Source organism: Enterobacter sp. 4974935, assembly GCF_058661735.1.
In genome coordinates this window covers 2,431,271-2,455,089 of record NZ_JBZWGT010000003.1, presented here as the reverse complement: position 1 = coordinate 2,455,089, position 23,819 = coordinate 2,431,271, and the positions used below count along the sequence as shown (strand labels likewise).

The following is a 23,819-nucleotide window of genomic DNA, read 5'->3' as shown; positions in this document are numbered from 1 at the left end:
ACCATGACTGTGATCTACAAGGACGCGGGACGTCCCGTACACGAGCGTGTCGCTGATTTACTGGCGCGTATGACGCCGGAAGAGAAATTTGCCCAGATGCACGCGTACTGGCTGATCCTCGATGAACACGGCAGCCACCGCGAGCGCAGCGATTTGAGCGATGAGTTCGCCGGCGTGAGCGAACAGGCGTCCCTCAGCGAAAGGCTGAAGCTGGGCGTCGGGCAGATCACCCGTCCGCTCGGCACGCACATTGTTGATGCAAAAACCGGCGTGCGTGCCGCTAACCGCCTGCAACGTATGATGATGGAGGAGACCCGGCTCGGCATTCCGGCGCTGTTTCATGAGGAGTGTCTGGTTGGGCTGCTGTGCAAAGATGCAACCCTGTTCCCGTCGTCGCTGAACTACGGTTCCACCTGGGACCCGGCGCTGGTGCAGCGCGCGGCGGAGCAGATTGGCAACGAGGCCCGGTCCGTCGGGTGCCAGCAGGGGCTGGCCCCGGTGCTGGATGTCTCGCGCGATGTGCGCTGGGGACGGACGGAAGAGACCTTTGGGGAAGATCCGTGGCTGGTAGGGGTGATGGCGACGGCGTACGTGAAGGGGTTGCAGGGCGATAAGCGCGATCTGCTGGCGACCCTGAAACATTACGTGGGGCACTCCTTCAGCGAAGGGGCGCGCAATCATGCGCCGGTCCATCTGGGTTTCAGCGAGCTAAGCGATACCTTCCTGCTACCGTTTGAGATGGCGGTGAAGCTGGCCAACGCCGGTTCGGTGATGCCAGCCTATCATGACATCGATAATCAGCCAGGGCACAGCGACCATTTCCTGCTCACCACCGTGCTGCGTGAACAGTGGGGCTTCGACGGCATTATTGTCGCGGATTACGGCGGCGTCAGCCTGCTGCACCAGCACCACGGGATTTCTCACGATCCAGCAGAATCGGCGGCGCTGGCGTTTAACGCCGGGCTGGACGTGGAATTGCCGAAGGATGACTGCGCGCGTCATCTGGCGGAAGCGGTAGAGCGTGGGCTTATCTCAATGGCGAAAGTGGATGAGATTGTGGCGCGCGTGCTAAGTGAAAAATTCCGTCTCGGGCTGTTTGAAAAACCGTACGCCGACGAAAAAGGTATCGATTTGCAGAATGAGGCGACCCGGCAGGTGGCGCGCGAGGTGGCAACAAAATCGATCACGCTGCTGGAAAATAACGGCATTATGCCCCTCGGCGGAAAACCCCGTGTAGCGGTAGTGGGGCCGACGGCGGACGATCCGCTGGCGTTGCTGAGCGGCTACAGCTTCCCGGTTCACCTGATCATCAGCGATATGGTTGAAGAGACCTCGCAGGTGACAACCCCGCGCGCGGCGCTGGAACAGTACCTTGGTGCATCGCAGATACGTTACGCCAAAGGGTGCCACATTATCGAAAAACGGATGGCGGGTGCGCCGGTGTTCCCGGGCGACAGCGGCGGTAAACCGATGCAGCAATCGCCGGTTTCACAACGCACGGATTTGATCCCCGAAGCCGTGAGCGCGGCAAAAGAGAGTGACGTGGTGGTGGCCTGCGTGGGCGACCTCGCCGGGCTATTCCAGAGCGGCACCGTGGGGGAAGGATCGGATACCGATTCGCTGAATCTGCCGGGCGTGCAGCAACAGCTGCTTGAGGAGCTGGTGGCAACCGGCAAGCCGGTAATTGTCGTCATGACGGGCGGGCGTCCTTATAACCTTCAGGGGCTGGAAGAGAAGGTGGCCGCGCTGATGATGGCCTGGGCGCCGGGGCAGGAAGGGGGCTGGGCGATTGCCGATATCTTAACCGGCCGCGCGGAGCCGCAGGGCAGGCTGGTAGTCAGCGTGCCGAAAAACGCCGGGGCGATGCCGTACTACTATAACCACAAGCTGAAAAGCGGCGGCACGCCGTTTGCGTTCCATTTCGGCGCACTTTACCCATTCGGTTACGGTCTTGGCTGGACGCAGTTTCGCTGGAGTGCGGCGCGTCTCGCTGAAAGCCACGTCCCGGTCGACGGAGAGGTGGTGTTAAGCGTCGATGTCAGTAACATCGGGGAGCGCAGCGGCAGCGAAGTAATACAGGTATACGTGCGTGACAAAGTCGCGACGCAGGTTCGTCCGCTTCAGGAGCTGAAAGCGTTTCAACGCGTTACGCTTTCACCGGGAGAAACCGCCACCCTGACCTTTACCTTGCCGGTGGAGATGTTTAATTTCACCCGCCGGGACGGGAAGCGGATTGTCGAGTCAGGGGAATTTGAGCTACAGGTTGGCGCGTCCTCGGCGGATATTCGCGAGGTGGTGAACGTGCAGGTGACCGGGGAGACGCGGGTGCTGGAGGGGGAATGGCAGATGTTGAGTAGGAGTGAAATTTGTAAAAATTAATATTCAGGACTCGCCTGGCCACAAAGGCGAGTCCTCTTTCAAGCAATTAAAAGAAGAAAATGAACTTACAAAGCACTAATAACTTAAAAAAATAGTTCGCATAAGAATAGTCTTAGCCGCCTTGCTCTGAGCCTGGAACTGATATAGCTACTCCTCACCGTCTGCTGATTGCAGGACTGCGCCAGATAGCCTGATAGGTTTGATGAGCTATAAAAGATGAAATTTAAATGAAGATACGGACTCTGTCTGATTTAAGTTCCCTGTGCAACGGCTACATGACAACGCAATGCAGGGAAAACGAAGACCTACAGTGCATAGCGTCAGAACTCAGGATTCAATAAGTAACTGGAGAGGTTAAGTGGTTGTAGATATTTCGGTGTTATTCATTATTCTTTTAATGATTGTGTGCGCCCTGATTTATCGCCTTTCTGTCATGGAAGATAAGTTGTTAGCAATGGAGTTAAGACACGCTACGGAAGTCAACGCAGCGCGTAGAGAAGGGTATATAAACTGCATGAATCTTCATGCTCAGGTTGAAAAAAGTATAAAAGATAAAGCTAAATGATGGCGTTTTTAGGAACGCCAATTGGCTGTTGGTACGAGAAAGATATTCAGTTGATAGTGAAATGGCATATGCTTATGACGAATGGAACTAAACAGTAAAACTCTTTCATCGCTATTCATCCGTCTGTAATGAACGGTTGTTTCGTTTAAAACACGCCTAAATCCTGTGCGCTCAGCATAAGGTAAATAAAAAAAAAGCCCATCGTGGGAGATGGGCAAAGACTACACACAGCAATTCGTTGTTTCACTCAGGGGATTTCCATGCTTATAAATCAAGGTGTTGATTTATAACCGTGTCTTAATAGTAGGCATGCCAACTTTATGAGTCGATCGGATTCGTCTCAATAGTTAAAGGGAGGTAAAGATTTCTTGAAGAGAATGACGGTTTTAGGCATGAAAAGGCGGGTCTGACCAGTGCGCAGAGAATAAATAGTTTAGCAACGTTTAAGTATTCCTGCGAAGAGTGTAGGCCGGGTAAGCGTTAGCGCCACCCGGCAAAGGTTATTACTGCGCGTTCTTATCTTCCAGCTCTTCAAGTTCGCTTAAGATGAGGTCCGGATCGGTTCCGGGTGGCGGCACTTCATGCACCCAGGCTGAGAAGAGACGCCAGGTTACCGCAAGCAGCACCGGACCGATAAACAGGCCAATCATGCCGAAGGCAATCAACCCCCCGATCACCCCGGACAGGATCAGAATCAGCGGCAGATCAGCGCCCATGCGGATGAGGAGAGGACGAATCACGTTATCCATGGTGCCCACCACGCAACTCCAGACCAGCAGCACCGTGCCCCAGGTCGTGTCCCCCGTCCAGTAAAGCCAGATAATGCAGGGAACCAGCACCAGCAGCGGACCAAGCTGTGCCAGACAGGTCATCAGCATGACAACGGTGAAAATGGTGGCATAAGGTACGCCGGAAACCGCCAGCCCGATACCGCCAAGCACCGCCTGCACCAGCGCTGTGACCACCACGCCGAGCGCCACCGCGCGAACGGCCTGGGCTGCCAGCAGCACGGCCGCATCGCCGCGTTTACCTGCCAGCCGGGTGGCGAAATGGCGTACCCCCAGCGCAACCTGCTCGCCGCGCCAGTACAGCAGGGCGCTGAAGACCAGCATCAACGTACAGTGCATCATAAAGCGACCAATATGCGCAGCCTGCCCGACAAACCAGGTGGTGGTTGTGCCGATGTACGGGCGCACTTTGGCCATCAGGGCGCTACCGCCCATCTCCAGCAGGCTGTGCCAGCCGCTGTATAGTTTTGCGCCCACAACAGGAATGCTGTTCAGCCACGCGAGATCCGGCAGCGTCATGTCACCGCTGGTGACCGCGCGAATAACCGGGCCGCTGCTGTCAACCAGGCTGTTAACCAGCAGCGCAATGGGAATAATAAACAGCAGGAACAGCAGCAGCGTCATCACCAGCACGGCAAGGCCGCGGCGACCAAACAGCAGTTTCTGCAAACGTAAGAGTAAAGGCCAGGTTGCGACCACGACGGTCGCGGCCCAGGCAAATCCGAGCACGAAAGGACGAACAATCCACAGACACGCAATAATCATAATGGCTAAGAACAGCACCGACAGCAGTATCTGTGCGACATCCCTGGGCTGACGAAGATTGACCATAAACGAAACTTTCCTTAAATGAACACCAGCAAGGCTGATGGGAATATAAACCGCATCTCTCTAATCATTAGTGATTTCAGCGATTTTTGACAGGCGGATTTTGCCCGTAATTCTACGAAGCACATAAGAAAAAAATGTGATAAAACTTTCCAGACACAACGCAAACGATTTCACACTATTCTCATTAGGGTCGACAGCAATGATCCCACAGATTTCTCAGGCACCGGGCGTCGTTCAACTGGTGCTTAATTTTTTGCAGGCACTGGAGCAACAGGGTTTTACAGGTGATACCGCCACCGATTATGCCGACAGGCTGACGATGGCAACCGATAACAGTATTTACCAGCTTCTTCCCGATGCCGTCGTTTTCCCGCGCTCTACCGCCGATGTGGCCCTCATCGCCCGTCTGGCGTCGCAGGAGCGTTTCAGCTCCCTGGTCTTTACCCCGCGCGGCGGCGGGACGGGCACCAATGGGCAGGCGCTGAACCAGGGCATCATCGTTGATATGTCCCGCTATATGAATCGCATCATTGAGATCAACCCGGAAGAGGGGTGGGTGCGTGTGGAAGCGGGGGTAATCAAAGATCAGCTGAATCAGTTTTTAAAACCGTATGGCTATTTTTTTGCGCCCGAGCTTTCCACCAGTAACCGCGCAACCCTTGGCGGGATGATCAACACCGATGCCTCAGGGCAGGGCTCGCTGGTCTACGGCAAAACCTCCGATCACGTCATGGGTGTGCGGGCGGTGCTGCTGGGGGGCGATATTCTCGATACCCAGCCGTTGCCGGTCGAACTGGCTGAAACGCTGGCAAAAGAGAGCACCACCAGCGGACGGATTTATCGCACCGTGCTGGAGCGCTGCCGCGAAAATCGCGAACTGATCCTCGACAAATTCCCGAAGCTCAATCGCTTCCTGACGGGCTACGATCTGCGCCATGTCTTTAATGACGATCTGAGCCAGTTCGATCTTACCCGCATACTGACCGGGTCAGAAGGTACGCTGGCCTTTATCACCGAAGCGCGTCTGGATATCACCCCGCTGCCGAAGGTGCGCCGTCTGGTGAACGTCAAATACAACTCCTTTGACTCCGCGCTGCGTAATGCCCCGTTTATGGTGGAGGCGCGGGCGCTGTCGGTGGAAACCGTTGATTCAAAAGTACTGAACCTGGCCCGGGAAGATATTGTCTGGCATTCGGTGAGCGAACTAATTACCGACGTGCCGGATAAAGAGATGCTCGGTCTGAACATCGTCGAGTTCGCCGGGGATGACGCAGAGCTGATTGAGAGCCAGGTGAGCACGCTCTGCCAGCGTCTGGACGAGTTGATTGCACTGGGTGAGGGCGGCGTCATTGGCTGGCAGCTGTGTAACGACCTCTCCGGCATCGAGCGAATCTACGCGATGCGTAAAAAGGCGGTGGGGCTGCTCGGTAACGCGAAAGGGGCGGCGAAGCCGATTCCATTTGCGGAAGATACCTGCGTGCCGCCGGAGCATCTGGCGGATTATATTGTGGAGTTTCGTGCGCTGCTCGACAGCCATGGTCTGAGCTATGGCATGTTCGGGCACGTTGACGCGGGTGTGCTACACGTGCGCCCGGCGCTGGACATGTGCGATCCGCAGCAGGAGATCCTGATGAAGGAGATCTCCGACGAGGTCGTGGCCCTTACGGCCAAATATGGCGGTTTGTTATGGGGAGAGCATGGCAAAGGATTCCGCGCCGAGTACAGCCCGGCGTTTTTTGGCGAACAACTCTACGCCGAGCTGCGTAAGGTGAAAGCCGCTTTTGATCCTAATAACCGTCTTAACCCGGGTAAAATCTGCCCGCCAGAGGGCGTTGATGCGCCGATGTTGCAGGTAGACGCCGTCAAGCGCGGCACCTATGACCGACAAATTCCGATTGCGGTACGCGCTTCCTGGCGCGGCGCGATGGAGTGCAACGGCAACGGGCTGTGCTTCAACTTCGATGTGAAAAGCCCGATGTGTCCGTCGATGAAAATCACCAGCAACCGCATCCACTCCCCAAAAGGACGTGCGACGCTGGTGCGCGAATGGCTGCGCCTGCTGGCCGATCGCGGCATTGACCCGCTCAAGCTGGAACAGGAGCTGCCGGAAAAACGCGCCAGCCTGCGCGGGCTCATCGAACGGACCCGCAACAGCTGGCATGCGAATAAAGGCGAATACGATTTCTCGCATGAGGTGAAAGAGGCGATGTCCGGCTGCCTGGCGTGCAAGGCGTGTTCAACCCAGTGCCCGATTAAAATTGACGTGCCGGAATTCCGTTCCCGCTTCCTCCAGCTTTACCACACGCGTTATCTGCGCCCGATGCGCGATCATCTGGTGGCAACGGTGGAGAGTTACGCGCCGCTAATGGCTCGTGCGCCAAAAACCTTTAACTTCTTTATCAATCAGCCGCTGGTGCGCAAACTGTCTGAAAAACATATCGGCATGGTGGATCTGCCGCTGCTGTCGGTGCCATCGCTCCAGCGTCGGCTGGTGGGGCACCGCTCGGCGAACATGACCCTGGAACAACTGGAAGCATTAAGCCCTGAGCAGAAAGCGAAGGTGGTGCTGGTGGTGCAGGATCCGTTTACCAGCTATTACGATGCGCAGGTGGTGGCTGATTTTGTCCGTCTGGCAGAGAAAATTGGCTACCAGCCGGTGGTACTGCCGTTCTCGCCGAACGGCAAGGCGCAGCACATTAAAGGTTTCCTGACCCGCTTCGCGAAAACCGCGCAGAAAACTTCAGATTTCCTGAATCGCGTGGCGCAGCTCGATATGCCAATGGTGGGCGTCGATCCGGCGCTGGTGCTCTGCTACCGGGATGAATATAAGCAGACGCTCGGCGATAAGCGCGGTGATTTTCAGGTCTTACTGGTGCATGAGTGGCTGCCTTCGGTGCTGAAGCAAACGGCCCCTCAGGAGGTCAGCGGAGAATCCTGGTACCTGTTTGGGCACTGCACTGAAGTGACCGCGCTGCCGACGGCGCCTGCCCAGTGGGCTTCTATCTTCGCCCGCTATGGCGCGAAGCTGGAAAGCGTCAACGTGGGTTGCTGCGGTATGGCCGGAACCTACGGTCATGAAGTCAAAAACCACGCTAACTCGCTCGGCATTTACGAGCTGTCGTGGCACCAGGCAATGCAGCGCCTGCCGCGTAACCGCTGTCTGGCGACGGGCTACTCCTGCCGCAGCCAGGTGAAACGGGTGGAAGGTAACGGCGTTCGCCATCCCTTGCAGGCTTTACTGGAGATTATCGGATGATCTGGAAACGTGCGGTCACTCTGCAGGCCTTAAATGCCATGGGTGCAGAAAACATGGTCGGTTTACTGGATATCCAGTTTACGCGCATTGGCGATAACGAACTTGAAGCGACGATGCCAGTAGACAGTCGTACTCATCAACCGTTTGGCCTGCTGCACGGCGGCGCGTCCGTCGTGCTGGCCGAAACGCTGGGGTCGGTCGCAGGTTACCTGTGTACGGAAGGGGAGCAGAAGGTGGTCGGGCTGGAGGTCAATGCCAACCACATCCGCTCCGTTCGCAGCGGGCGCGTGCGCGGTGTTTGCCGCGCACTGCACGCCGGAAGTCGTCATCAGGTGTGGCAGATTGATATTCTGGACGAGCAGGATCGCCTGTGTTGTTCATCCAGACTGACGACGGCCGTTGTGTAAAGTTTCCGAATGTCTTGCTTTTGGTCAAAAATTAGCCGCCTGATTGTGATATACTGGTCACGTTTTGAACATAAGCGAGGACATCATGGATACTGAAATAACCCCAACACAGCTGGCAATTGAATATTTACGTCGCGATAAAAGCAATCTGTCTCCGGCGCAGTACCTGAAAAAGCTGAAACAACTTGAGCTGGAATTTACGGATTTGCTGGCGCTCTCTTCAAACGAGCTGAAAGAAGAGATCTACTTTGCCTGGCGGTTGGGCGTTCACGTCCATTGAGCAGTGAAGAAAAGGCCGCCCGCGCGGCCTTTTTTGTGTCTGAAAATCAGTATTTGGCAGGCAGCTTGTTAATTTTAATGAGCCGGCCTTCTTCCATTTCGATGAACCCGCCCGTTTTCAGGTCAGCCAGTATCCGCATTACGCCGCTGCGGGAAAGCCGGGTTTTATCCCGGATGTACCTTTCCGCCGTCACGCTGCGTCGGTAGTTGTCATCTTCCTGCATCAGCATCATGAGCTGCTGACGAATCATCTCGTAAGCCGTTGGCGCACCTTTCGGCATGACGTTGTGATAAAGGCGGTTATAGACAAACATCAGATGATTAGAAAGCAGCCCCCATAACGCCTTCTCTTTGATAACTTCTGCCACCCGATCGGTTGCTAGCACGCCGATCAGGCATGGCGTCACCGTTTTGAGATAATCGTTAAAATATATGTCCGTCAGGTTAGCGAGGCCAAACAGGGCGGGACTGCGCGCGGTGGTAAGCATCATGTCGTCGCTTCTTCTGTATATCGCGATTGTGCCCTCGAGAATTAAATAACACATACTCTGCCCGTTAACCTGGAGATCAAGTTGCTCACCGGGATCGGTTTTATACGTGGCGCAGTGCGGCTGTAAGTGGGAAATCAGTTCCTGGGCATAGGGAGAGCCGCGATGCGATGGTTTGTCAGAAGACATAGCGTTAACCTGGAAAGAGACTGTACTTTCTATAGTGTCGCTCTTATTTTCCACCTTCTCCAGAGATAAAAACAGCCTCAGTACTTGCGGGGTAAGTGATGGATCTCGATTAGCACGCCGCGCTCCATAGTGATGTATTTCCCCGTCCGCAACTCCGCCAGGATCCGCATAATGCCGCTGCGTGAAAGATAGGTGCGGCTTTTGATATAGGCTGCGGCGGTAATGCTTTGTCTTATGGCTTCCGGCTCCTGCATCAGTTCTACCAGCTGAAAGCGGATAATGTCGTAAGCCGACATCTGCGATATCTGGGCACAATGTTCGTAAACGCGCGATGCGGTATAGATCAGCAGGTTCGAGAAGGACTCCCATAAATTCTGTTGTGCGACTACGTGATTAAAACGCTCCAGCGTAACGCTAGCCACCTCTGAAGTTTCCAGCGCTCTGACGTAGAGGTGCTCAGAAGAAAACTGGCTGCTCACGCCGAGTATAAAAGGTGCGGATTCGGAATTTAAGACGATACCGTCACCTCGACGATGCAATGCCACGCTGCCATGTAACAGTAAAAAGCACTGGCGGATATCACCGGAATAATAATGGATGACTTCACCTTTAGCCATGATGCATCTTTCCGTATGCGGCAAAACATTATCGATTATTTTTTCAATGTGCTTAAGAGGCTTAGCGCCAAGCACTGTTGTTATTTCATTGCCTGAAACGGGCGCAATACGGGTGTTCATAAGAGGCCTCATACACTGATGCGATCATTTTTTGATCGACATAAAGAATTATCTTAAAAAACAGTTGGTCAGGGAATATTTTCGTCGAGTCTAATTATAGACTTGCCTATTAATGAGTGTTAATTAGTTGAATTTGAAACATTTTTGACTTAGGTCTAAAAGTAGACCGGGGACTTTATTGTTAAGATATTTCCAAAGTAATTTGTTTTGTTTTTGTTAAAAGAGAGTCTACAGCTAGACCCTAAAATCGATTGTGCGTAGAAAAAGAGTTGTATAAATTTTGATTCGTCGAAAGGGGTTTTATTTCTGCAACTGAATATCGGTAATAAATAAAGTAATACAGGAAAGAGAATTATGAATAAAAAATTGATGATGGCAATGTTAGCGGCAGGTTCTGTACTCACCATGACCAATGCATTTGCAGCGGCAGGTACCGTTAATTTTAACGGAAATATTCTGGATTCTGCCTGCGACGTAGATGTGGCATCTCAGAACCAGGTGGTGGTATTGGGCGATTATTATAAAACGGAATTCCCGACGGCGGGAGCCAGAACGGCTGCGACGCAGTTTAATATTATTTTGAAAAACTGTCCTGTGACGGTCACTAATGCAAAAGTCCGTTTTGACGGTACGCCGGATTTAACCAACGCCAGCCTGCTGGCGATTGATACGTCCGTGGCGGGGGCGGCCACAGGGGTAGCGATTAACCTGATGACTGCAGATAAAGCCGATCTGCCGCTGTACGGCAGCAACAGCTATACCTACGCGCTCAGCAGTACGGCTGATAATACACTGAACTTCTACGCGCAGTATATCTCCACCGCAGCGTCCGTGACCGCGGGCCCGGCTAACTCGGTCGCGAACTTCTCAGTGGTTTACAACTAAGTCATTGGCAGTAATTAGCAGGGGGCTTCCCGGCCCCTTGTTTTATGAGGTATTGAAATGCGTTTTATAACGACAACTGGCCTGGCGATGGCGCTGTTATCGCTGACGTTAACATCCGCCAGTGCTGGAGTAGTTATTGGCGGCACCCGCATTATTTTCGATGGGGCAAAAAAAGAAGCGTCAATAAGTATCACCAATCCTGATGACGTTCCTTATTTAATCCAGTCGTGGATTGATGTTCAGGATGGGCAATCCGGTAAAGCGCCTTTTATTATTACGCCTCCGCTGTATCGGCTGGATGGCGGGCAAAAAAACCTTGAGCGTATTGTCATGACAGGCTCGCTGCCTCAGGGGCAGGAGAGTTTATTCTGGCTGAACATTAAAGCTATTCCATCAGCTTCAAAGCAGATGAACTCGCTGCAAATTGCCGTCAAAACGCGCATTAAACTTATTTATCGGCCAGAGAGCCTTCGTGCGTCTACCCCTGAGGAACAAACCAACAAATTAACCTGGCATCGTGCGGGAAATGCTCTGCAGGTAAATAACCCAGCGCCGTACGTTATCAATTTCAATGAAATAACGGTCGGGGGTAAAAAACTTGATGATGTCACGTACGTAATGCCTTCAGGCTCAGTTCGTTTCCCGTTACCGAATGGGACCAATGGCAATACGCTGACGTTTAAAGTCATTAACGATTATGGCAATCCTGGCGAATTACACCGGGCCAGTTTGTGATCCCTTTGCATTAATCGGGTGCTCGTCATGACAACGGCATTTAATACAGTGCAGCCTGCGCGCCTGGCAATATTCATTGCCCTCGCGCTTGCGGGTTTCTCTCCCACACTGTGGGCCAGTGAGACGTTTAATACGGAACTGGTAGAACTGGATAATCCCGGAATGGGAAAAGCGGATTTATCTGCCTTTGAATCCGGCTCGCAGGCGCCCGGGACGTACCACGTGGATATTATTCTTGACGAGCGGCTGCTGGAAACGCGGGATATTCGTTTCATGGCAGTGAAGGATGCTAACGGCAGTGAAACGTTGCAGCCGTGCCTGAGTATCAGGCAGTTAAAAGCGTGGGGCGTGAAAACGGCGCTTTTCCCGCAGCTCGACGCCGGGCAAGGAGAATGCGCCGATCTCAAGGCGATTCCACAGGCCAGCGCGGACTTCCAGTTTGGCGCCCAGCGTCTGGCAATCAGCATCCCACAGGCGGCCATAGATCTGCCAGCGAGAGGTTACGTTCCACCGGAGATGTGGGATGAAGGCATTACCGCGGCCATGCTCAACTACAGCCTGAGCGGCGCGAACAGCCGGGCAAGAAGCGGGGCAGGCACCCGCAGCGACAGTCAGTATGCAAACCTGCGACCGGGGATCAACGTCGGTCCCTGGCAGTTACGCAACTACACCACCTGGTCCCGCGATGCGTCCGGCCAGGATAAGTGGGACAATGTCTATACCTTGATGCAGCGCGCGATTATTCCCCTGCAAGCCCAGCTTACGCTCGGAGACAGTTCCGCCCCTGCCGATGTCTTTGACAGCATGCCTTTTCGCGGCGTCCAGCTGGCGTCCGACGACGACATGCTACCGGATTCCCTGAAAGGCTATGCGCCGGTGGTGCGCGGTATTGCGCGAACTAACGCGCAGGTCGTGGTGCGTCAGAATGGCTATCAAATCTACCAAAGCTATGTGGCGCCGGGCGCGTTTGAGATCGCGGATATGTATCCCACCGGCGGCGCGGGCGATCTTGAAGTCACGATCGTCGAAGCCGATGGCAGTGAGCAACATTTCACCCTGCCGTACGCTTCGCTGCCGGTCCTGCAACGGGAGGGGCGCCTGAAATATGCCCTTACCGCCGGGCAGTATCGATCGTATAACCGTAGCGTGGAGAAAACCCCCTTCGGGCAACTGACCGGAATCTACGGCCTCCCTTACGGCCTCACGCTCTATGGCGGCGTTCAGCGGGCAGATAAGTACCAGTCGGCGGCTCTGGGGGTGGGCAAGAACATGGGCGATTTCGGGGCGATATCCGCAGACCTCACCCAGGGCTGGTCAACGCCGGAGCATGCCGCGAAAACAAGCGGTCAGTCGTGGCGGGCCCGATACAGCAAGAATTTTATTAATTCCGGGACGAACTTTTCGATTGCCGGGTATCGCTACTCGACCCGCGGCTATTACGGGATGCAGGAGGTCCTCGATTCGTACGGCGACAGCAGCGCGCTTCAGGACAGGCGACGTAACCGTGCCGAGCTGACAATGAGCCAGACGCTGGGGGACAACCTGGGCGCGCTTACCCTCAGTGCGGCGCAGGAAGATTACTGGAATGACGGTAAGTCGATGGCTTCGTGGAGCGTCGGCTATAGCAACTACTGGCACAACATCAGCTATGGCCTGACATGGACCTACAGCAAAAATGTCCGCTCAGCGTCAGAAACCCGCGACAACCAAAAAAACGCTGATCACGACCAGCTTCTGGCGTTCAACATCAGCATTCCGCTGGATAAATTTTTGCCGCAGACATGGGCGAACTATGGCATGAACGCCAGCAGGAATAACGGGATGACACACAGCATCGGTCTGAACGGGGTGGCTCTCAAAAACCGAGCCCTGAACTGGAACGTGCAGCAGGGATACGGCACAGAGGGCATGGGCTATACCGGCAGCGTTAACGCGGACTACAGAGGCACCTATGGCGAAGCCACGGCGGGGTATGGTTATGACAAAAACAGTGAACGCCTGAATTACGGGCTACAAGGCGGCATTCTCGCCCATGCTGATGGCATCACGCTTTCTCAGCCGCTGGGGGAGACCAACGCCTTAATTAAAGCGCCTGGCGCCCACGGCGTGGATATCCGCAATCAGCCCGGTGTACGGACAGATGTTCGCGGTTATACGGTCGTGAGCAACCTTTCGGTCTACCGAAAAAACGATCTCACTCTCGATCCGGAAAATATGCCGGAGGATGTCGAACTGGAGATCAACACCCGCACGGTGACGCCGACGCGGGGAGCGGTGGTGAGAGCCGATTATTTGCCGAAGTCAGGTCGCCGGGTGCTGATGACCTTGACCGACAACGAACGCGCCGTTCCGTTTGGGGCGGTGGTCACCCTTGTCGGTGATGAGAGCAGCAGTTTTATTGTGGGCGATCGCGGCCAGGTTTATTTAACCGGTATGCGCGAGGAGGGGACGTTAGTCGCAACATGGGGGAGTCAGCCCAGCCAGCAATGCCGCGCTGATTTCAGCCTGCCGACACACTCAACATTCGGTGGGATCGCTGACATGCGCGCCTCCTGCCGTCAGGAACGTTAACATGAAATGGCTTATCGTGATTTTGCTTCTCTGTTTGCTCGCGGCGGGAAACCTCGCCCGTGCCGGTACGTGCACCACCATCACGCCGCAGCTGTCAACCCTGTCCGTGGGGACGATTAACGTGCAGCGTGATGCGCCTGTCGGCACGGTGGTCTTTTCCGGCGCGGCGACAGCCACCGGTTCCTATCTTACTGGATGTGCTAATCCGCTGATGCTGGGATTCAGCATGCGCTACAACAGCGCCACGTTGAGCAGCTACGGCAATCATGTTTACAACACTAACGTCAGCGGGATAGGCATACGCTTTTCCTCCAACGCCTATTTTGAAAACCCGAGCAATACGTTCTCGTACAATGCGCAGACCTCCTATGTCGACTGGTATGGCGGGAGGATTGAGCTGGTGGTGACTGGCCCGGTCTCATCGGGGGCGTTAACCCCGGGGGCGATCGGCGTCGTGACGCTTCAGGGGAGCGACGGCATCTATCGTGACGGCCTGACCACGCAGCTCACCGCCGGAACCATTAATGCCATGGCGTGCACGGTGAATACGTCACAGCTGACGTTTCCGATCGGGGATATCCCCGCCTCGGCGTTCGGCAACGTGGTGGGCACCACGCCAGCGGGAGCACAGAACACGCAAAACCTGGGCTTAACCTGCGCCGCCGGAACCAATATTACGGTCTCGCTCAGTGGAATACAGAATCCGGACAGCGCCAATACCAGCGTGATGGCCTTAACCGGGCAGGGGAATGCCGGCACCGCAAAAGGGGTTGGGGTGCAGCTTATCTATAACGGTGTGCCGCTGGTGATGAACAGCCGACTATTCTTGCGGCAGTCTGCCGGCGGGCAAGAGACATTGCCGTTAACGGCCCGATATTACCAGACGTTGAACCGCGTGGAGTCAGGTTCAGCAAATGCCTCCGCCACCCTTAATTTGACCTATCAGTAGCAGGTACGAAGATGAAAATAATATACGGGACACTGCTGTTACTGGCTTTACTCAGCGGGAAGGCTTTCACCGCTGATAGCGTCAACATCGGTGTGACGGGAAATATCGTTGCGTCGCCGTGCATATTTAATGGCGGGAGTAACAGCCTCGATGTCAATCTGGGCAATATTCAGGCAACCAATATGGCGACGCCGGGCTCAACATCGGATCCGGTGCCATTTAGTCTGCTGTTCACCCAGTGCCCAACGGGAACGCAGAGTGTGACCGTCTCTTTTACCGGCAGCCCCGATCCCGCGGCGGGCGCGGACTATTTTATGAACAGCGGTTCGGCCACGCACGTGGCGATAGCCATGCGCGATGCCCAAACGGGTACGCTTAAAGGAACAGGCTCTGGCATGACTCAAACTATTGGTGCCGACAGAACCGCGACAATGGCTATGCAGGCCTCGGTTAAATCCGTGACGGGTGGCGTCACGCCGGGAAGCATCAGTGCAGTTGTGGTGATGACGATGCAGTACAACTGAGCGCCGGTGATATGCCTTTTTTAAAGACGTTGGTATGAGCTATGTTAAATATTCTGATTCAGGAAACCGATCTATTTTTTCAGGCTGGGCTACATGAATTTTTCGAGGATTTTTTTAAACATAACTTTCATCGTGCCATTACATTTAACCTGGCGCTGACCCATGAAAACGTCAGTCAGGCCGATATTATTGTCCTGTCATTATGCCAGGGTGAAACACTGACCTGTTTTCCCGAGTTACTCGCCCGGCAAAAAGGGATTGTGCTAGGGTTTGTCGACGATGAACTGCGCTTTTCGGCGTTGCCCTCCTGCTTTCAGGACATTATTTTTCTCCCTCGCCGTGCATCGCTTGATCGTATCAGTGGCGTACTGTTTATCGCGTGGTTCAGGACGCAATTACCGGGTTACACATGGACTAAACATAACTGCTTCGACTGCCAGCATAAAGGGTTATCCCGGCAACAAATTCGTATTCTGGTCAATTTTTACCGAGGGCTGTCGGTAGTGCAGACCGCTCAGGCGCTGGAGATGAGTCAGAAAACGGTCTTTACCCATAAATATATGCTGATGCAAAAATTTAATCTGCGAAGCGATTACGAGCTGATCGTACTGTTGAGAAGGCTGATGGAGAAAAAGAGCCGTCCGAACCTGCTTCGCGATTACCTTGAAAATAATTATGCAGAACAGATAGCGTAAAACGCCAGCGGATAGCTGGCCGGGCAGTGATAGCCACCACCCGGCAATGCATTTAAACGTTAACCGCAGCGATCAACCGCGTCTTCATGGTCTGGTATGCAGAAGCCGCAAAATCCTCCGCCCAGCGCTGGTCCTCGATCGCCTCCATCTGCACGGCGCAATATTTCGTTTCAGGCGTTCTGGAGATCGGGTCTAGATTATCCTGCGTCAGCTCATTACAGGCGCCAATCCACCACTGGTAGGTCATATAGATTGCTCCCGCATTGATGCGCTCGCTGATGCTGGCGCGCGTGATCACTTTACCCCGGCGTGAACGTACCCAGACCAATTGGCCGTCGGCGATCCCACGCTCATCAGCGTCGGCCGGGTTCATTTGCACCCGGCCCGGCTCGTCGGCCAGGCTTTGCAGCGCCGCGCAGTTCCCGGTCATTGACCGACAGGAGTAGTGACCGACTTCGCGCACCGTGCAAAGTACCAGCGGGTATTCCGTATCCGGTGTCTCGGCCGGAGCGCGCCAGGGGGCAGCAAACAGCTGGCCTTTGCCAGTGGGGGTGTCGAACTGATTATCCCTGTACAGATAGGGTGTGCCGGGATGATCAAGGGTTGGGCAGGGCCACTGGACATGGCCCATCTCGCCCATTTTTTCGTAGGTCACGCCGTAGAAGAGGGGGCACAGCTCGCGCATTTCGTCCCAGATCTGCTGGTTATTCTCGTAATGCATGGGATAGCCCATCTCCGTGGCCAGCAGGCTGATGATCTCCCAGTCGCGCTTGACGTTGCCGCTGGCCTCAATGGCCTTGCCAAAACGCTGGAAGCCGCGATCGGCACAGGTGAACACGCCAGCATGTTCTCCCCATGACGTGGCAGGGAGCAGTACGTCAGCCACCTCTGCCGTTTTGGTCATAAAGATGTCCTGAACCACCACAAAATCGAGGGACTCAAAGCCGCGGCGGACCAGGCCCAGATCGGCTTCTGTCTGAAGCGGATCTTCCCCCATGATGTAATAGGCTTTGATCTTACCTTCCAGCGCGAGATGCGGCACTTCGGTGATACGCGTCCCGACACGATCGTCCATCCGGCTGACATTGATTTTCCACGCATCGGCAAATTTCAGTCTGACTGCCGGGTCAGTGACATCCTGGTAGCCGGGGAACATATTGGGCAAAACGCCCATATCGCAGGCACCCTGAACGTTATTTTGCCCGCGAACCGGACCTACGCCGACGGCAGGGCGGCCCAGGTTGCCGGTGAGCAGCGCCAGGCTGGAGAGACCTTTCACCACATCAACCGCCTGACCAAACTGCGTAACGCCCATTCCCCACATTACCGTTGCTGAAGGCGCCGCCGCGAACATGCGCATTGCCTGACGAACATCCCGCGCGGGAATGCCCGTCAGATGTTCAACCTGCTCGGGTGCGTAATCTTTTACCGTCAGTCGGTAAGCCTCAAGCCCTTCTGTGAAGCGGGCAACGTAGTTTTTGTCGTACAGTTCCTCTTCAAGCAGGACATAGCCAAAGGCATTGACCAGCGCCATGTTACTGCCGTTTTTCAACTGAAGATGAAGATCGGCAATGCGTGCCGTTTCAATATGACGCGGATCGCAGACGATGATTTTTGCGCCATTTTCACGTGCTTTAAGCACGCGTCGGGCGACGATGGGGTGAGAGTCGGCGCAGTTATAGCCGAACACCAGCAGGCATTTTGAGTTTTCAATATCGTTAATGGAATTGCTCATGGCACCGTTGCCGAGGGTCTCCTGTAAACCGGCAACGGACGGACCGTGACAGACGCGGGCGCAGCAGTCGACGTTGTTAGTGTTCAGCACCGCACGGGCAAATTTTTGCATCACATAGTTGGTCTCATTGCCCGTTCCCCGCGAGGACCCCGTGGTCATAATGGATCGAGGGCCGTACTGATCTTTGATGCTTTTAAGCCTGTGAGCAGTATAGCGAATGGCCTCTTCCCAGGTAACAGGGGTAAAGGACTCGCCTTTGCTGTAGCGGATCATGGGCTGCGTCAGACGGGGGGTAAGCAGCCGTGTGTCGTTAAGAAAGTCCCAGCCGTAGAATCCTTTCAGGCAAAGCGTGCCCTGATTGGTTACGCCATCAGCGGCTTCGGCACGGATAATCCGGTTATTTTTCACGACGAGGTTTAGTTTGCAGCCTGCACCGCAGTAAGGGCAGACGCTGGCGATTTTTTTCATCAATAACAGACCTGTTAAGAAATGAAGCAATGTTTACTGGAAAGCCCAGTCCCTTAGCGGACTAAGCAGGATCCATGCCACATTCAGCGTGCTTGATTAACAGGGCGTCAGGGAAGAGAGGGTGTGTCATCGTCAGTCTGTTCGTCAGAATTGACGATGACACGCTATCCGTAGGGATGGGAAGGGAGAGGCGTTAAAGATCGTCCATGGTATAACCGACAACAATTTCCAGCGTCTTGCGGATCACATCCGCCTTAACGACATCGTCGGTGGTTTCCAGCGTCTGGATCAGCCAGAGAATGATCGCTTTGTTGGTCAGATGACCTTCAGAAGCGAGAACACAACGAACCGCAGTCGAAAAAATGGCAGACTCTTCAGCAAAGCGATCGCCTGCGTGACGGAAATACTCCGACAACGCGCTATCTAAAAAGGCGGAGTGGTATTCGGGTTGAAGCTGAATATTTTGTCTCATTTGTTCTCACCGTTGCTGTAAAGTTGTAGTCAATGCATCTTTTTGGGATCGGACGGTTTTCCATTTCCAAATAACGGCACTACATTGTCTCGATTATTTTTGAGAGATCCCTCTCTCTGTATTCGTCCTTGTGCGGTTCTGCGACCTTTAAAAGCGACCGTGCCTGAGCTGATTTCAGCTATCACCCTCGCTAATGTCTCCCGCCGCTGGGGATCCGTCTCACAGGCTTGCATGTTACGCAGACGCTGAACCAATCCCTCGGTCGTCACGGGACCGCGCTCCTTCAAAAGTGAAAGAGCGGCTTCTCCAATGAGCTGGTCGATCAGTCTGTCCGCATCACTGCTATTCATAACATTAACGTTCGAAGAGCAGACCAAGAAGCAGGTGATAATGATGTTCCTCTTCCGGACCATTGGCCCTTTCAAGGCGACTCAACAGTTTTGTGCAGAGCGATTTGCGATTCAGATTCCGCCCATCGCTAAGGATTTCAACAACAACCTGACCCAATGTTTCCTGTTGGGTTGGAAGCGCGGCTTTTTCGAAGTACTGCGCAATCGCTGTTGCTGAGTCTGCGACGTATCCGTTCTGCTGCATGTTTCGCTCCTGTAAAATTCTGTAATCAGTAACGTTACATTTAAGGTATACATAATTTTCAAATCTGTACATTTAAAATGTACAATTTTTTAAATATTTTATTATATATTTTATAAAGTCTTTATTTATCATAGTGTTATATGTGCACACTTTACTGCGTGATTCACAAAATATATTGTACAATCCAAAGCGGCGTCGCAGAATTGTACAAGCTTGGGAAAGGCGCAAAGAAGCCGTGTAAATTGTTGAGATGTAAATTATTTGTTGGGAAATTAATGTGCTATAACAGAGTTCTCCCCACGTGTTTTCGTGGTCACCCCCTCAATCTTCAGGATTAGCATGCTCACAACCATCATTTACCGCAGTCATATCTGCGAGGACGTTCCAGTGAAAGCGCTGGAAGACATGGTCGCTGCTGCAAATTGTAGAAATCGCCAGTTCGATGTGACGGGGATTTTGCTGTTTAACGGCACACACTTTTTTCAGTTACTTGAAGGGCCCGCTGATAACGTTAAGGAGATCTATGAGCTCATCTGCCGTGACCCACGGCATCACAACGTGGTCGAATTGTTGAGCGATCACGGGCCTTCAAGACGTTTTGGCAACGTGGGTATGGAGCTCTTTGACCTTCGTCAGTACGACACCAACGAAGTGCTGCAACAGGTTCTTGATAAAGGCACAAGCCGCTATCAGCTAACCTATAACGATCGCGCCCTGCAATTTTTCCGCACCTTCGTTGAGGCCACTGAAAAAGCCAACTACTTTGAGCTGCCTCCTGCTGACGCCTGGGAGTTTGTCATCGAAAACACGCCGTTATCCTCCCAGCCGACGGTAGTGGCAAAGGGCGCGGACTGTAGTTTCGCGTTTCAACCTATCGTCGATCCGTTTATGCAGCAGGTTGTTTCCTGGGAAGCCCTGATCCGCACGCCGTCCGGTGAGTCTCCGGAAAGCTATTTTGCCAACCTGTCGCGTGAGGCGCTGTACGAATCGGATCTGAAGAGTAAACAGGTGGCTTTGTCGATGGCCAGCGCGCTGGGCCTACAGACTCAAACGTTGTCCATTAATCTGCTGCCGATGACGCTGGTCAATGTTCCTGGCGCCGTCGATTTTTTACTGACGGCAATTGAGGCGAACGGTTTTGTGCCGGAGCAAATTGTAGTCGAGTTCACCGAGAGCGAGGCCATCTCGCGCTTTGAAGAGTTCACCAGCGCGGTCAGACAGCTTAAAAGCGCCGGGATCAGCGTGGCCATCGATCACTTTGGCGCGGGATTCGCCGGTCTGCAACTGCTGGCTCAGTTCCAGCCGGACAGAATCAAGATCAACCGTGATTTGATTGCTAACGTGCACAAGAGCGGCCCGCGTCAGGCAATCATTCAGTCAATCATTAAATGCTGCGCCTCCCTGGAAATTCTTTTCTGTGCGGTAGGCGTAGAGCTGGCTGAAGAGTGGATGTGGCTGGAATCTGCCGGGATTTCTCAGTTCCAGGGTCACCTTTTCGCCAGCCCGCGTCTGGGGGGCATTCCGGCGATTGCCTGGCCCGAGAAAAAGTACGATTTATAAAAACCTGTACGTAACTCTTAAAAGTGACCTGTACGTACGGCTAAATTTATACAACAATATATTAACGAGTGAGTGGTTCTTTGAGCCATTCACTTGTCTCAGAACGAGGAGTTAGTTATACAAATGATTTGTACAATCTGATAAGGTTGGTTTGGTTAGGTATGGAAGTATTGTGCGTGAGGGAGTTAATGGCCTATTACAGTATCGGCGAAGTGGCCGAACGATGCGGTATCAACCCCGTTACGTTGCGTGCCTGGCAGCGCCGTTATGGATTGTTGAAGCCGCAGCGAAGCGAAGGGGGCCATCGTCAGTTTGACGATGAAGATATCCTGCGTATCGAAGAGATCAAACGCCTGATGAAAACGGGTGTTTCGGTCGGTAAAGTAAAAGCGCTTCTTGAAAATACAGAAGTGATGACTCAGGGGAACTGGGCATCGTTTCAGGAAGAGATGTTAACCGTTCTGCGCTATGCCAGCCCGGCAAAACTGCGCGCCAAAATCGGCGAGTTCCGCCGCGACCATGCGATGGATGTTCTGATAGATAACATCATCACCCCTGTGCGTCAGCGAATGAACCAGGACCAGAATACGGTGCGTCACATGGCGAGCCTGCTCGACGGTGTCCTGATTGAGTTTGCCGTTACAAGCCTGGGTGAGTCGCGAAAAAAAGCAGGTAAGGATGCGCTGCTGATTGGGTGGGAGTGCGACGACCGTACGCATTTATGGCTGGAAGCTGCCCGTCTTGCCTATAAGGGCTGGCATATTGACGTGCTGGCTGAGCCGATTGATTCTCCGCGTCCGGAACTCTTTCCCGGGCAAAAAATTTTCGTCTGGACCGGTAAAGCGCCTACGCCTCGTCAACAGGAGCAGCTCGACCACTGGCGTGAACAGGGTTTCGCCGTCTCGTTCCATCACTGATGTTAAGGGGGCCAACGGTAAACCGCCAGCGCGGGATTTTTGCTTTCTGGCGATACGACAGGGGTATCCGCGAAGATGCATAGCATCAGTACCCCTGTCATATCGTCGGTTTATTCCATCATCAGGTTGTCTGAAATATTCATACTGGCCACGGATTCAACTTTCCACACGCCATCTTCCTTGAGCATGCAGTCAATCACGGTGTGATCCCGCTTTTTGCCGAATGAGATATAAACCTGCATACAGGCGGCATCGTAATCCAGCGCCCGCGCACTGACGATGTCCCAGTCATCTTCATATCCCTGAGCCTTGATGAACATATCGACGTCAGGCACGTCATATTCATCTGGATCCAGCTTATCCATGGCTTTGAGTTTGCTGATGGTTTCGCGGGTCACATATGGCCTGAGCGCTTCATAGTTTTTCAGGGGCTCTTTCCCGGTAATAATTTGCGAGATGTACCACTTATTAAACTGAAGGGCAGCGGATACCTCAGCGGGTAACTCCTGTGCAGCGGATGCGAGAGTGGGCAGAAGCAGGAACGCCAGAATTATTTTTTTCATGTCAGTCATGCCTGTAAATTGCATATGCTGGCTTTACTTCCCGGTATTCTTTTCCCGGATACATTGTTCGCTGAACAAAATCAGAGTACCAGACGCCGTTCCCACCATAGATGCAAGCGTGGCCATAGGGGTGGTGCGCTGTGGGCTGGATCACCGCCACATCGCCCTCAACAGGCTCACCGTAAACCTGGTGGAAGCCCGCCAGAATTAAATTGCTTTTCATATCCTTAGCATAATGTGTGTTCTGTAGATTAGCACCGCCGGCGCGAATGGATTTTGAAACAAATTCTGCACATCTTTTCTGGCTATACTGACCTGCATGCTGGCGAGCATGAACTGCGGCTTTATGGGCACTCCACATAATTTAATCCCTTACTGAATAAATGGTTAACAAGGGAAACATTACGCCGAAAAGGGACGAGTTTATGTAATTAATCATGATCGGAATTTAACCACTATCAGACTGATAAATAATGGTTAACTTATCCATCAAACGTCTTTATGCGCGCCCAGGTAAAGCAAAAAAGAATTAAAAAGAACCTGGCTTAAGGGGGAGGCATACGTAAAAAATGTATATGATGCCTGGGCGTACTTTAGCTATCTCAAAAATAGGTATTTTCAATACAATTTTTATTATTGCCCGCCACCTTACCGCCTTTCTTATGAAATGCATTATTTATCAATGCATTGAACAAAACTAACCCACCCATCCGCATCCCGTCACAGGGTCTATGCTTAATGAAAGTAGCCAAAAAGGGCGGTTTAGCCCAAAGCCCCTGCTCGCAGGGGGTTGAAGTGATAATCGTTATCACTAACATGGTGTTATGCCCTGGTGGCTTATCAGATGAGGTGGACCTATGGAACTGCATTCAGAAACCTTCAATCCGGCCGATTTTGCCTGGCGTGGCTTAACGCTGACGCCCGCGGCGGCGGCGCATATTCATGAGCTGGTGGCAAAAAATCCCGACATCCTCGGCGTACGCTTAGGCGTTAAGCAGACGGGCTGCGCAGGATTTGGCTACGTGCTGGATACCGTAACCGAACCCAAAAAGGACGATCTGGTCTTTGAAACCGACGGTGCAAAGTTATACGTCGCGCTACAGGCTATGCCGTTTATTGATGGAACCGAAGTCGACTACGTTCGGGAAGGTTTAAACCAGTTATTCAAATTTCATAACCCGAAAGCCCAGAACGAATGCGGCTGCGGCGAAAGCTTTGGGGTATAGGCGGTA

The 23,819-nt window shown here is 53.4% G+C and carries 23 protein-coding genes and 1 other RNA gene; 14 read left to right on the top strand and 10 right to left on the bottom strand.

Going from position 1 to position 23,819, the window contains the following annotated elements:
• The first annotated feature begins 3 nt into the window (after nt 1–3).
• A complete protein-coding gene (locus AC4OVS_RS12945; protein ID WP_163347871.1) occupies nt 4–2,379 on the top strand; it encodes a glycoside hydrolase family 3 N-terminal domain-containing protein in 2,376 nt (791 codons plus the stop codon).
• Between the two features lie 358 nt (nt 2,380–2,737).
• Nucleotides 2,738–2,944, top strand: a complete 207-nt coding sequence (locus tag AC4OVS_RS12940; protein WP_022647855.1) for a hypothetical protein — start codon at nt 2,738–2,740, stop codon at nt 2,942–2,944.
• Between the two features lie 186 nt (nt 2,945–3,130).
• Here the strand turns inward: AC4OVS_RS12940 and rprA are convergent.
• Together rprA and ydiK are read right to left on the bottom strand one after the other, a co-directional pair.
• An RNA gene (gene rprA / locus AC4OVS_RS12935) (antisense sRNA RprA) lies at nt 3,131–3,238 on the bottom strand.
• A 209-nt stretch (nt 3,239–3,447) separates the two neighbouring features.
• Nucleotides 3,448–4,563: an AI-2E family transporter YdiK gene (gene ydiK / locus AC4OVS_RS12930; RefSeq protein WP_022647856.1), complete on the bottom strand. Its 1,116-nt coding sequence runs from the start codon at nt 4,561–4,563 to the stop codon at nt 3,448–3,450.
• Between the two features lie 199 nt (nt 4,564–4,762).
• On the opposite strand from ydiK, the gene ydiJ reads away from it, so the two are divergent.
• The 3 genes from ydiJ (at nt 4,763) to AC4OVS_RS12915 (ending at nt 8,506) form a co-directional block, all read left to right on the top strand.
• Nucleotides 4,763–7,819 carry a D-2-hydroxyglutarate dehydrogenase YdiJ gene (gene ydiJ / locus AC4OVS_RS12925; RefSeq protein WP_491922479.1) on the top strand — a complete coding sequence of 1,019 codons (3,057 nt, stop codon included), beginning with the start codon at nt 4,763–4,765 and terminating at the stop codon, nt 7,817–7,819.
• Nucleotides 7,816–8,226, top strand: coding sequence for a 1,4-dihydroxy-2-naphthoyl-CoA hydrolase (gene menI, locus AC4OVS_RS12920; protein ID WP_023305978.1), 411 nt, complete (start codon nt 7,816–7,818; stop codon nt 8,224–8,226). Before ydiJ ends, menI begins: the two co-directional genes overlap by 4 nt.
• Nucleotides 8,227–8,311: 85 nt before the next feature.
• Nucleotides 8,312–8,506, top strand: coding sequence for a YdiH family protein (locus tag AC4OVS_RS12915; protein ID WP_003857766.1), 195 nt, complete (start codon nt 8,312–8,314; stop codon nt 8,504–8,506).
• A gap of 46 nt (nt 8,507–8,552) precedes the next feature.
• Here AC4OVS_RS12915 and AC4OVS_RS12910 read toward each other — a convergent pair whose 3' ends face one another.
• Entirely contained in the window at nt 8,553–9,182 is a 630-nt protein-coding gene (locus AC4OVS_RS12910; RefSeq protein WP_023299922.1) for a helix-turn-helix domain-containing protein, read from the bottom strand.
• A gap of 77 nt (nt 9,183–9,259) precedes the next feature.
• Nucleotides 9,260–9,919, bottom strand: coding sequence for a winged helix-turn-helix transcriptional regulator (locus AC4OVS_RS12905; RefSeq protein WP_022647860.1), 660 nt, complete (start codon nt 9,917–9,919; stop codon nt 9,260–9,262).
• Nucleotides 9,920–10,273: 354 nt separating this feature from the next.
• Here AC4OVS_RS12905 and AC4OVS_RS12900 point away from each other — a divergent pair, with 354 nt between their 5' ends.
• From AC4OVS_RS12900 to AC4OVS_RS12875, 6 genes are read left to right on the top strand one after another with little or no spacing between them, the layout of a single operon-like run.
• Nucleotides 10,274–10,804, top strand: coding sequence for a fimbrial protein (locus tag AC4OVS_RS12900; protein ID WP_022647861.1), 531 nt, complete (start codon nt 10,274–10,276; stop codon nt 10,802–10,804).
• 57 nt (nt 10,805–10,861) lie between these two features.
• A complete protein-coding gene (locus AC4OVS_RS12895; RefSeq protein ID WP_491922478.1) occupies nt 10,862–11,539 on the top strand; it encodes a fimbrial biogenesis chaperone in 678 nt (225 codons plus the stop codon).
• Between the two features lie 27 nt (nt 11,540–11,566).
• A complete protein-coding gene (locus AC4OVS_RS12890; RefSeq protein WP_491922477.1) occupies nt 11,567–14,110 on the top strand; it encodes a fimbria/pilus outer membrane usher protein in 2,544 nt (847 codons plus the stop codon).
• A gap of 1 nt (nt 14,111) precedes the next feature.
• On the top strand, nt 14,112–15,059 hold the full coding sequence (locus tag AC4OVS_RS12885) for a fimbrial protein (RefSeq protein WP_023299925.1): 948 nt from the start codon (nt 14,112–14,114) through the stop codon (nt 15,057–15,059).
• A gap of 11 nt (nt 15,060–15,070) precedes the next feature.
• Nucleotides 15,071–15,583 carry a fimbrial protein gene (locus tag AC4OVS_RS12880; protein ID WP_022647865.1) on the top strand — a complete coding sequence of 171 codons (513 nt, stop codon included), beginning with the start codon at nt 15,071–15,073 and terminating at the stop codon, nt 15,581–15,583.
• A 41-nt stretch (nt 15,584–15,624) separates the two neighbouring features.
• The gene (locus tag AC4OVS_RS12875) at nt 15,625–16,278 is read left to right on the top strand and encodes a helix-turn-helix transcriptional regulator (RefSeq protein ID WP_022647866.1); all 654 of its coding nucleotides are present in this window, start codon (nt 15,625–15,627) and stop codon (nt 16,276–16,278) included.
• Between the two features lie 52 nt (nt 16,279–16,330).
• Here AC4OVS_RS12875 and fdhF read toward each other — a convergent pair whose 3' ends face one another.
• The 4 genes from fdhF to ycgZ all read right to left on the bottom strand — a co-directional run bounded on the left by fdhF (nt 16,331) and on the right by ycgZ (nt 19,547).
• Complete coding sequence (gene fdhF, locus AC4OVS_RS12870) at nt 16,331–18,481, bottom strand: formate dehydrogenase subunit alpha (protein ID WP_032624379.1); 2,151 nt, start codon at nt 18,479–18,481, stop codon at nt 16,331–16,333.
• Nucleotides 18,482–18,674: 193 nt separating this feature from the next.
• A complete protein-coding gene (locus tag AC4OVS_RS12865; RefSeq protein WP_022647868.1) occupies nt 18,675–18,953 on the bottom strand; it encodes a biofilm/acid-resistance regulator YmgB/AriR in 279 nt (92 codons plus the stop codon).
• Nucleotides 18,954–18,982: 29 nt separating this feature from the next.
• Complete coding sequence (locus AC4OVS_RS12860; protein ID WP_045309075.1) at nt 18,983–19,303, bottom strand: hypothetical protein; 321 nt, start codon at nt 19,301–19,303, stop codon at nt 18,983–18,985.
• 4 nt (nt 19,304–19,307) lie between these two features.
• Nucleotides 19,308–19,547, bottom strand: coding sequence for a regulatory protein YcgZ (ycgZ, locus tag AC4OVS_RS12855; protein WP_022647869.1), 240 nt, complete (start codon nt 19,545–19,547; stop codon nt 19,308–19,310).
• A gap of 339 nt (nt 19,548–19,886) precedes the next feature.
• Between ycgZ and AC4OVS_RS12850 the strand changes: the two genes are divergently transcribed.
• Nucleotides 19,887–21,107, top strand: coding sequence for a diguanylate phosphodiesterase (locus AC4OVS_RS12850; RefSeq protein WP_022647870.1), 1,221 nt, complete (start codon nt 19,887–19,889; stop codon nt 21,105–21,107).
• A gap of 188 nt (nt 21,108–21,295) precedes the next feature.
• A complete protein-coding gene (locus AC4OVS_RS12845; RefSeq protein ID WP_038415914.1) occupies nt 21,296–22,024 on the top strand; it encodes a MerR family transcriptional regulator in 729 nt (242 codons plus the stop codon).
• 110 nt (nt 22,025–22,134) lie between these two features.
• Here the strand turns inward: AC4OVS_RS12845 and AC4OVS_RS12840 are convergent, their stop codons facing one another.
• Together AC4OVS_RS12840 and AC4OVS_RS12835 are read right to left on the bottom strand one after the other, a co-directional pair.
• Complete coding sequence (locus tag AC4OVS_RS12840) at nt 22,135–22,587, bottom strand: DUF3828 domain-containing protein (protein ID WP_250116551.1); 453 nt, start codon at nt 22,585–22,587, stop codon at nt 22,135–22,137.
• 1 nt (nt 22,588) lies between these two features.
• Nucleotides 22,589–22,948: a hypothetical protein gene (locus AC4OVS_RS12835; protein ID WP_023305987.1), complete on the bottom strand. Its 360-nt coding sequence runs from the start codon at nt 22,946–22,948 to the stop codon at nt 22,589–22,591.
• Between the two features lie 496 nt (nt 22,949–23,444).
• Between AC4OVS_RS12835 and sufA the strand changes: the two genes are divergently transcribed.
• A complete protein-coding gene (gene sufA / locus AC4OVS_RS12830) occupies nt 23,445–23,813 on the top strand; it encodes a Fe-S cluster assembly scaffold SufA (RefSeq protein ID WP_022647873.1) in 369 nt (122 codons plus the stop codon).
• The last annotated feature ends 6 nt before the right edge of the window (nt 23,814–23,819 follow it).

Excerpts from the sequence above, each read along its gene's own strand:
- AC4OVS_RS12945 (WP_163347871.1), top strand. The coding sequence starts at position 4 with ATGACTGTGATCTACAAGGACGCGGGACGTCCCGTACACGAGCGTGTC.
- ydiK (WP_022647856.1), bottom strand. The coding sequence starts at position 4,563 with ATGGTCAATCTTCGTCAGCCCAGGGATGTCGCACAGATACTGCTGTCG.
- ydiJ (WP_491922479.1), top strand. The coding sequence starts at position 4,763 with ATGATCCCACAGATTTCTCAGGCACCGGGCGTCGTTCAACTGGTGCTT.
- menI (WP_023305978.1), top strand. The coding sequence starts at position 7,816 with ATGATCTGGAAACGTGCGGTCACTCTGCAGGCCTTAAATGCCATGGGT.
- AC4OVS_RS12915 (WP_003857766.1), top strand. The coding sequence starts at position 8,312 with ATGGATACTGAAATAACCCCAACACAGCTGGCAATTGAATATTTACGT.
- AC4OVS_RS12910 (WP_023299922.1), bottom strand. The coding sequence starts at position 9,182 with ATGTCTTCTGACAAACCATCGCATCGCGGCTCTCCCTATGCCCAGGAA.
- AC4OVS_RS12905 (WP_022647860.1), bottom strand. The coding sequence starts at position 9,919 with ATGAACACCCGTATTGCGCCCGTTTCAGGCAATGAAATAACAACAGTG.
- AC4OVS_RS12900 (WP_022647861.1), top strand. The coding sequence starts at position 10,274 with ATGAATAAAAAATTGATGATGGCAATGTTAGCGGCAGGTTCTGTACTC.
- AC4OVS_RS12895 (WP_491922478.1), top strand. The coding sequence starts at position 10,862 with ATGCGTTTTATAACGACAACTGGCCTGGCGATGGCGCTGTTATCGCTG.
- AC4OVS_RS12890 (WP_491922477.1), top strand. The coding sequence starts at position 11,567 with ATGACAACGGCATTTAATACAGTGCAGCCTGCGCGCCTGGCAATATTC.
- AC4OVS_RS12885 (WP_023299925.1), top strand. The coding sequence starts at position 14,112 with ATGAAATGGCTTATCGTGATTTTGCTTCTCTGTTTGCTCGCGGCGGGA.
- AC4OVS_RS12880 (WP_022647865.1), top strand. The coding sequence starts at position 15,071 with ATGAAAATAATATACGGGACACTGCTGTTACTGGCTTTACTCAGCGGG.
- AC4OVS_RS12875 (WP_022647866.1), top strand. The coding sequence starts at position 15,625 with ATGTTAAATATTCTGATTCAGGAAACCGATCTATTTTTTCAGGCTGGG.
- fdhF (WP_032624379.1), bottom strand. The coding sequence starts at position 18,481 with ATGAAAAAAATCGCCAGCGTCTGCCCTTACTGCGGTGCAGGCTGCAAA.
- AC4OVS_RS12865 (WP_022647868.1), bottom strand. The coding sequence starts at position 18,953 with ATGAGACAAAATATTCAGCTTCAACCCGAATACCACTCCGCCTTTTTA.
- AC4OVS_RS12860 (WP_045309075.1), bottom strand. The coding sequence starts at position 19,303 with ATGAATAGCAGTGATGCGGACAGACTGATCGACCAGCTCATTGGAGAA.
- ycgZ (WP_022647869.1), bottom strand. The coding sequence starts at position 19,547 with ATGCAGCAGAACGGATACGTCGCAGACTCAGCAACAGCGATTGCGCAG.
- AC4OVS_RS12850 (WP_022647870.1), top strand. The coding sequence starts at position 19,887 with ATGCTCACAACCATCATTTACCGCAGTCATATCTGCGAGGACGTTCCA.
- AC4OVS_RS12845 (WP_038415914.1), top strand. The coding sequence starts at position 21,296 with ATGGCCTATTACAGTATCGGCGAAGTGGCCGAACGATGCGGTATCAAC.
- AC4OVS_RS12840 (WP_250116551.1), bottom strand. The coding sequence starts at position 22,587 with ATGAAAAAAATAATTCTGGCGTTCCTGCTTCTGCCCACTCTCGCATCC.
- AC4OVS_RS12835 (WP_023305987.1), bottom strand. The coding sequence starts at position 22,948 with ATGTGGAGTGCCCATAAAGCCGCAGTTCATGCTCGCCAGCATGCAGGT.
- sufA (WP_022647873.1), top strand. The coding sequence starts at position 23,445 with ATGGAACTGCATTCAGAAACCTTCAATCCGGCCGATTTTGCCTGGCGT.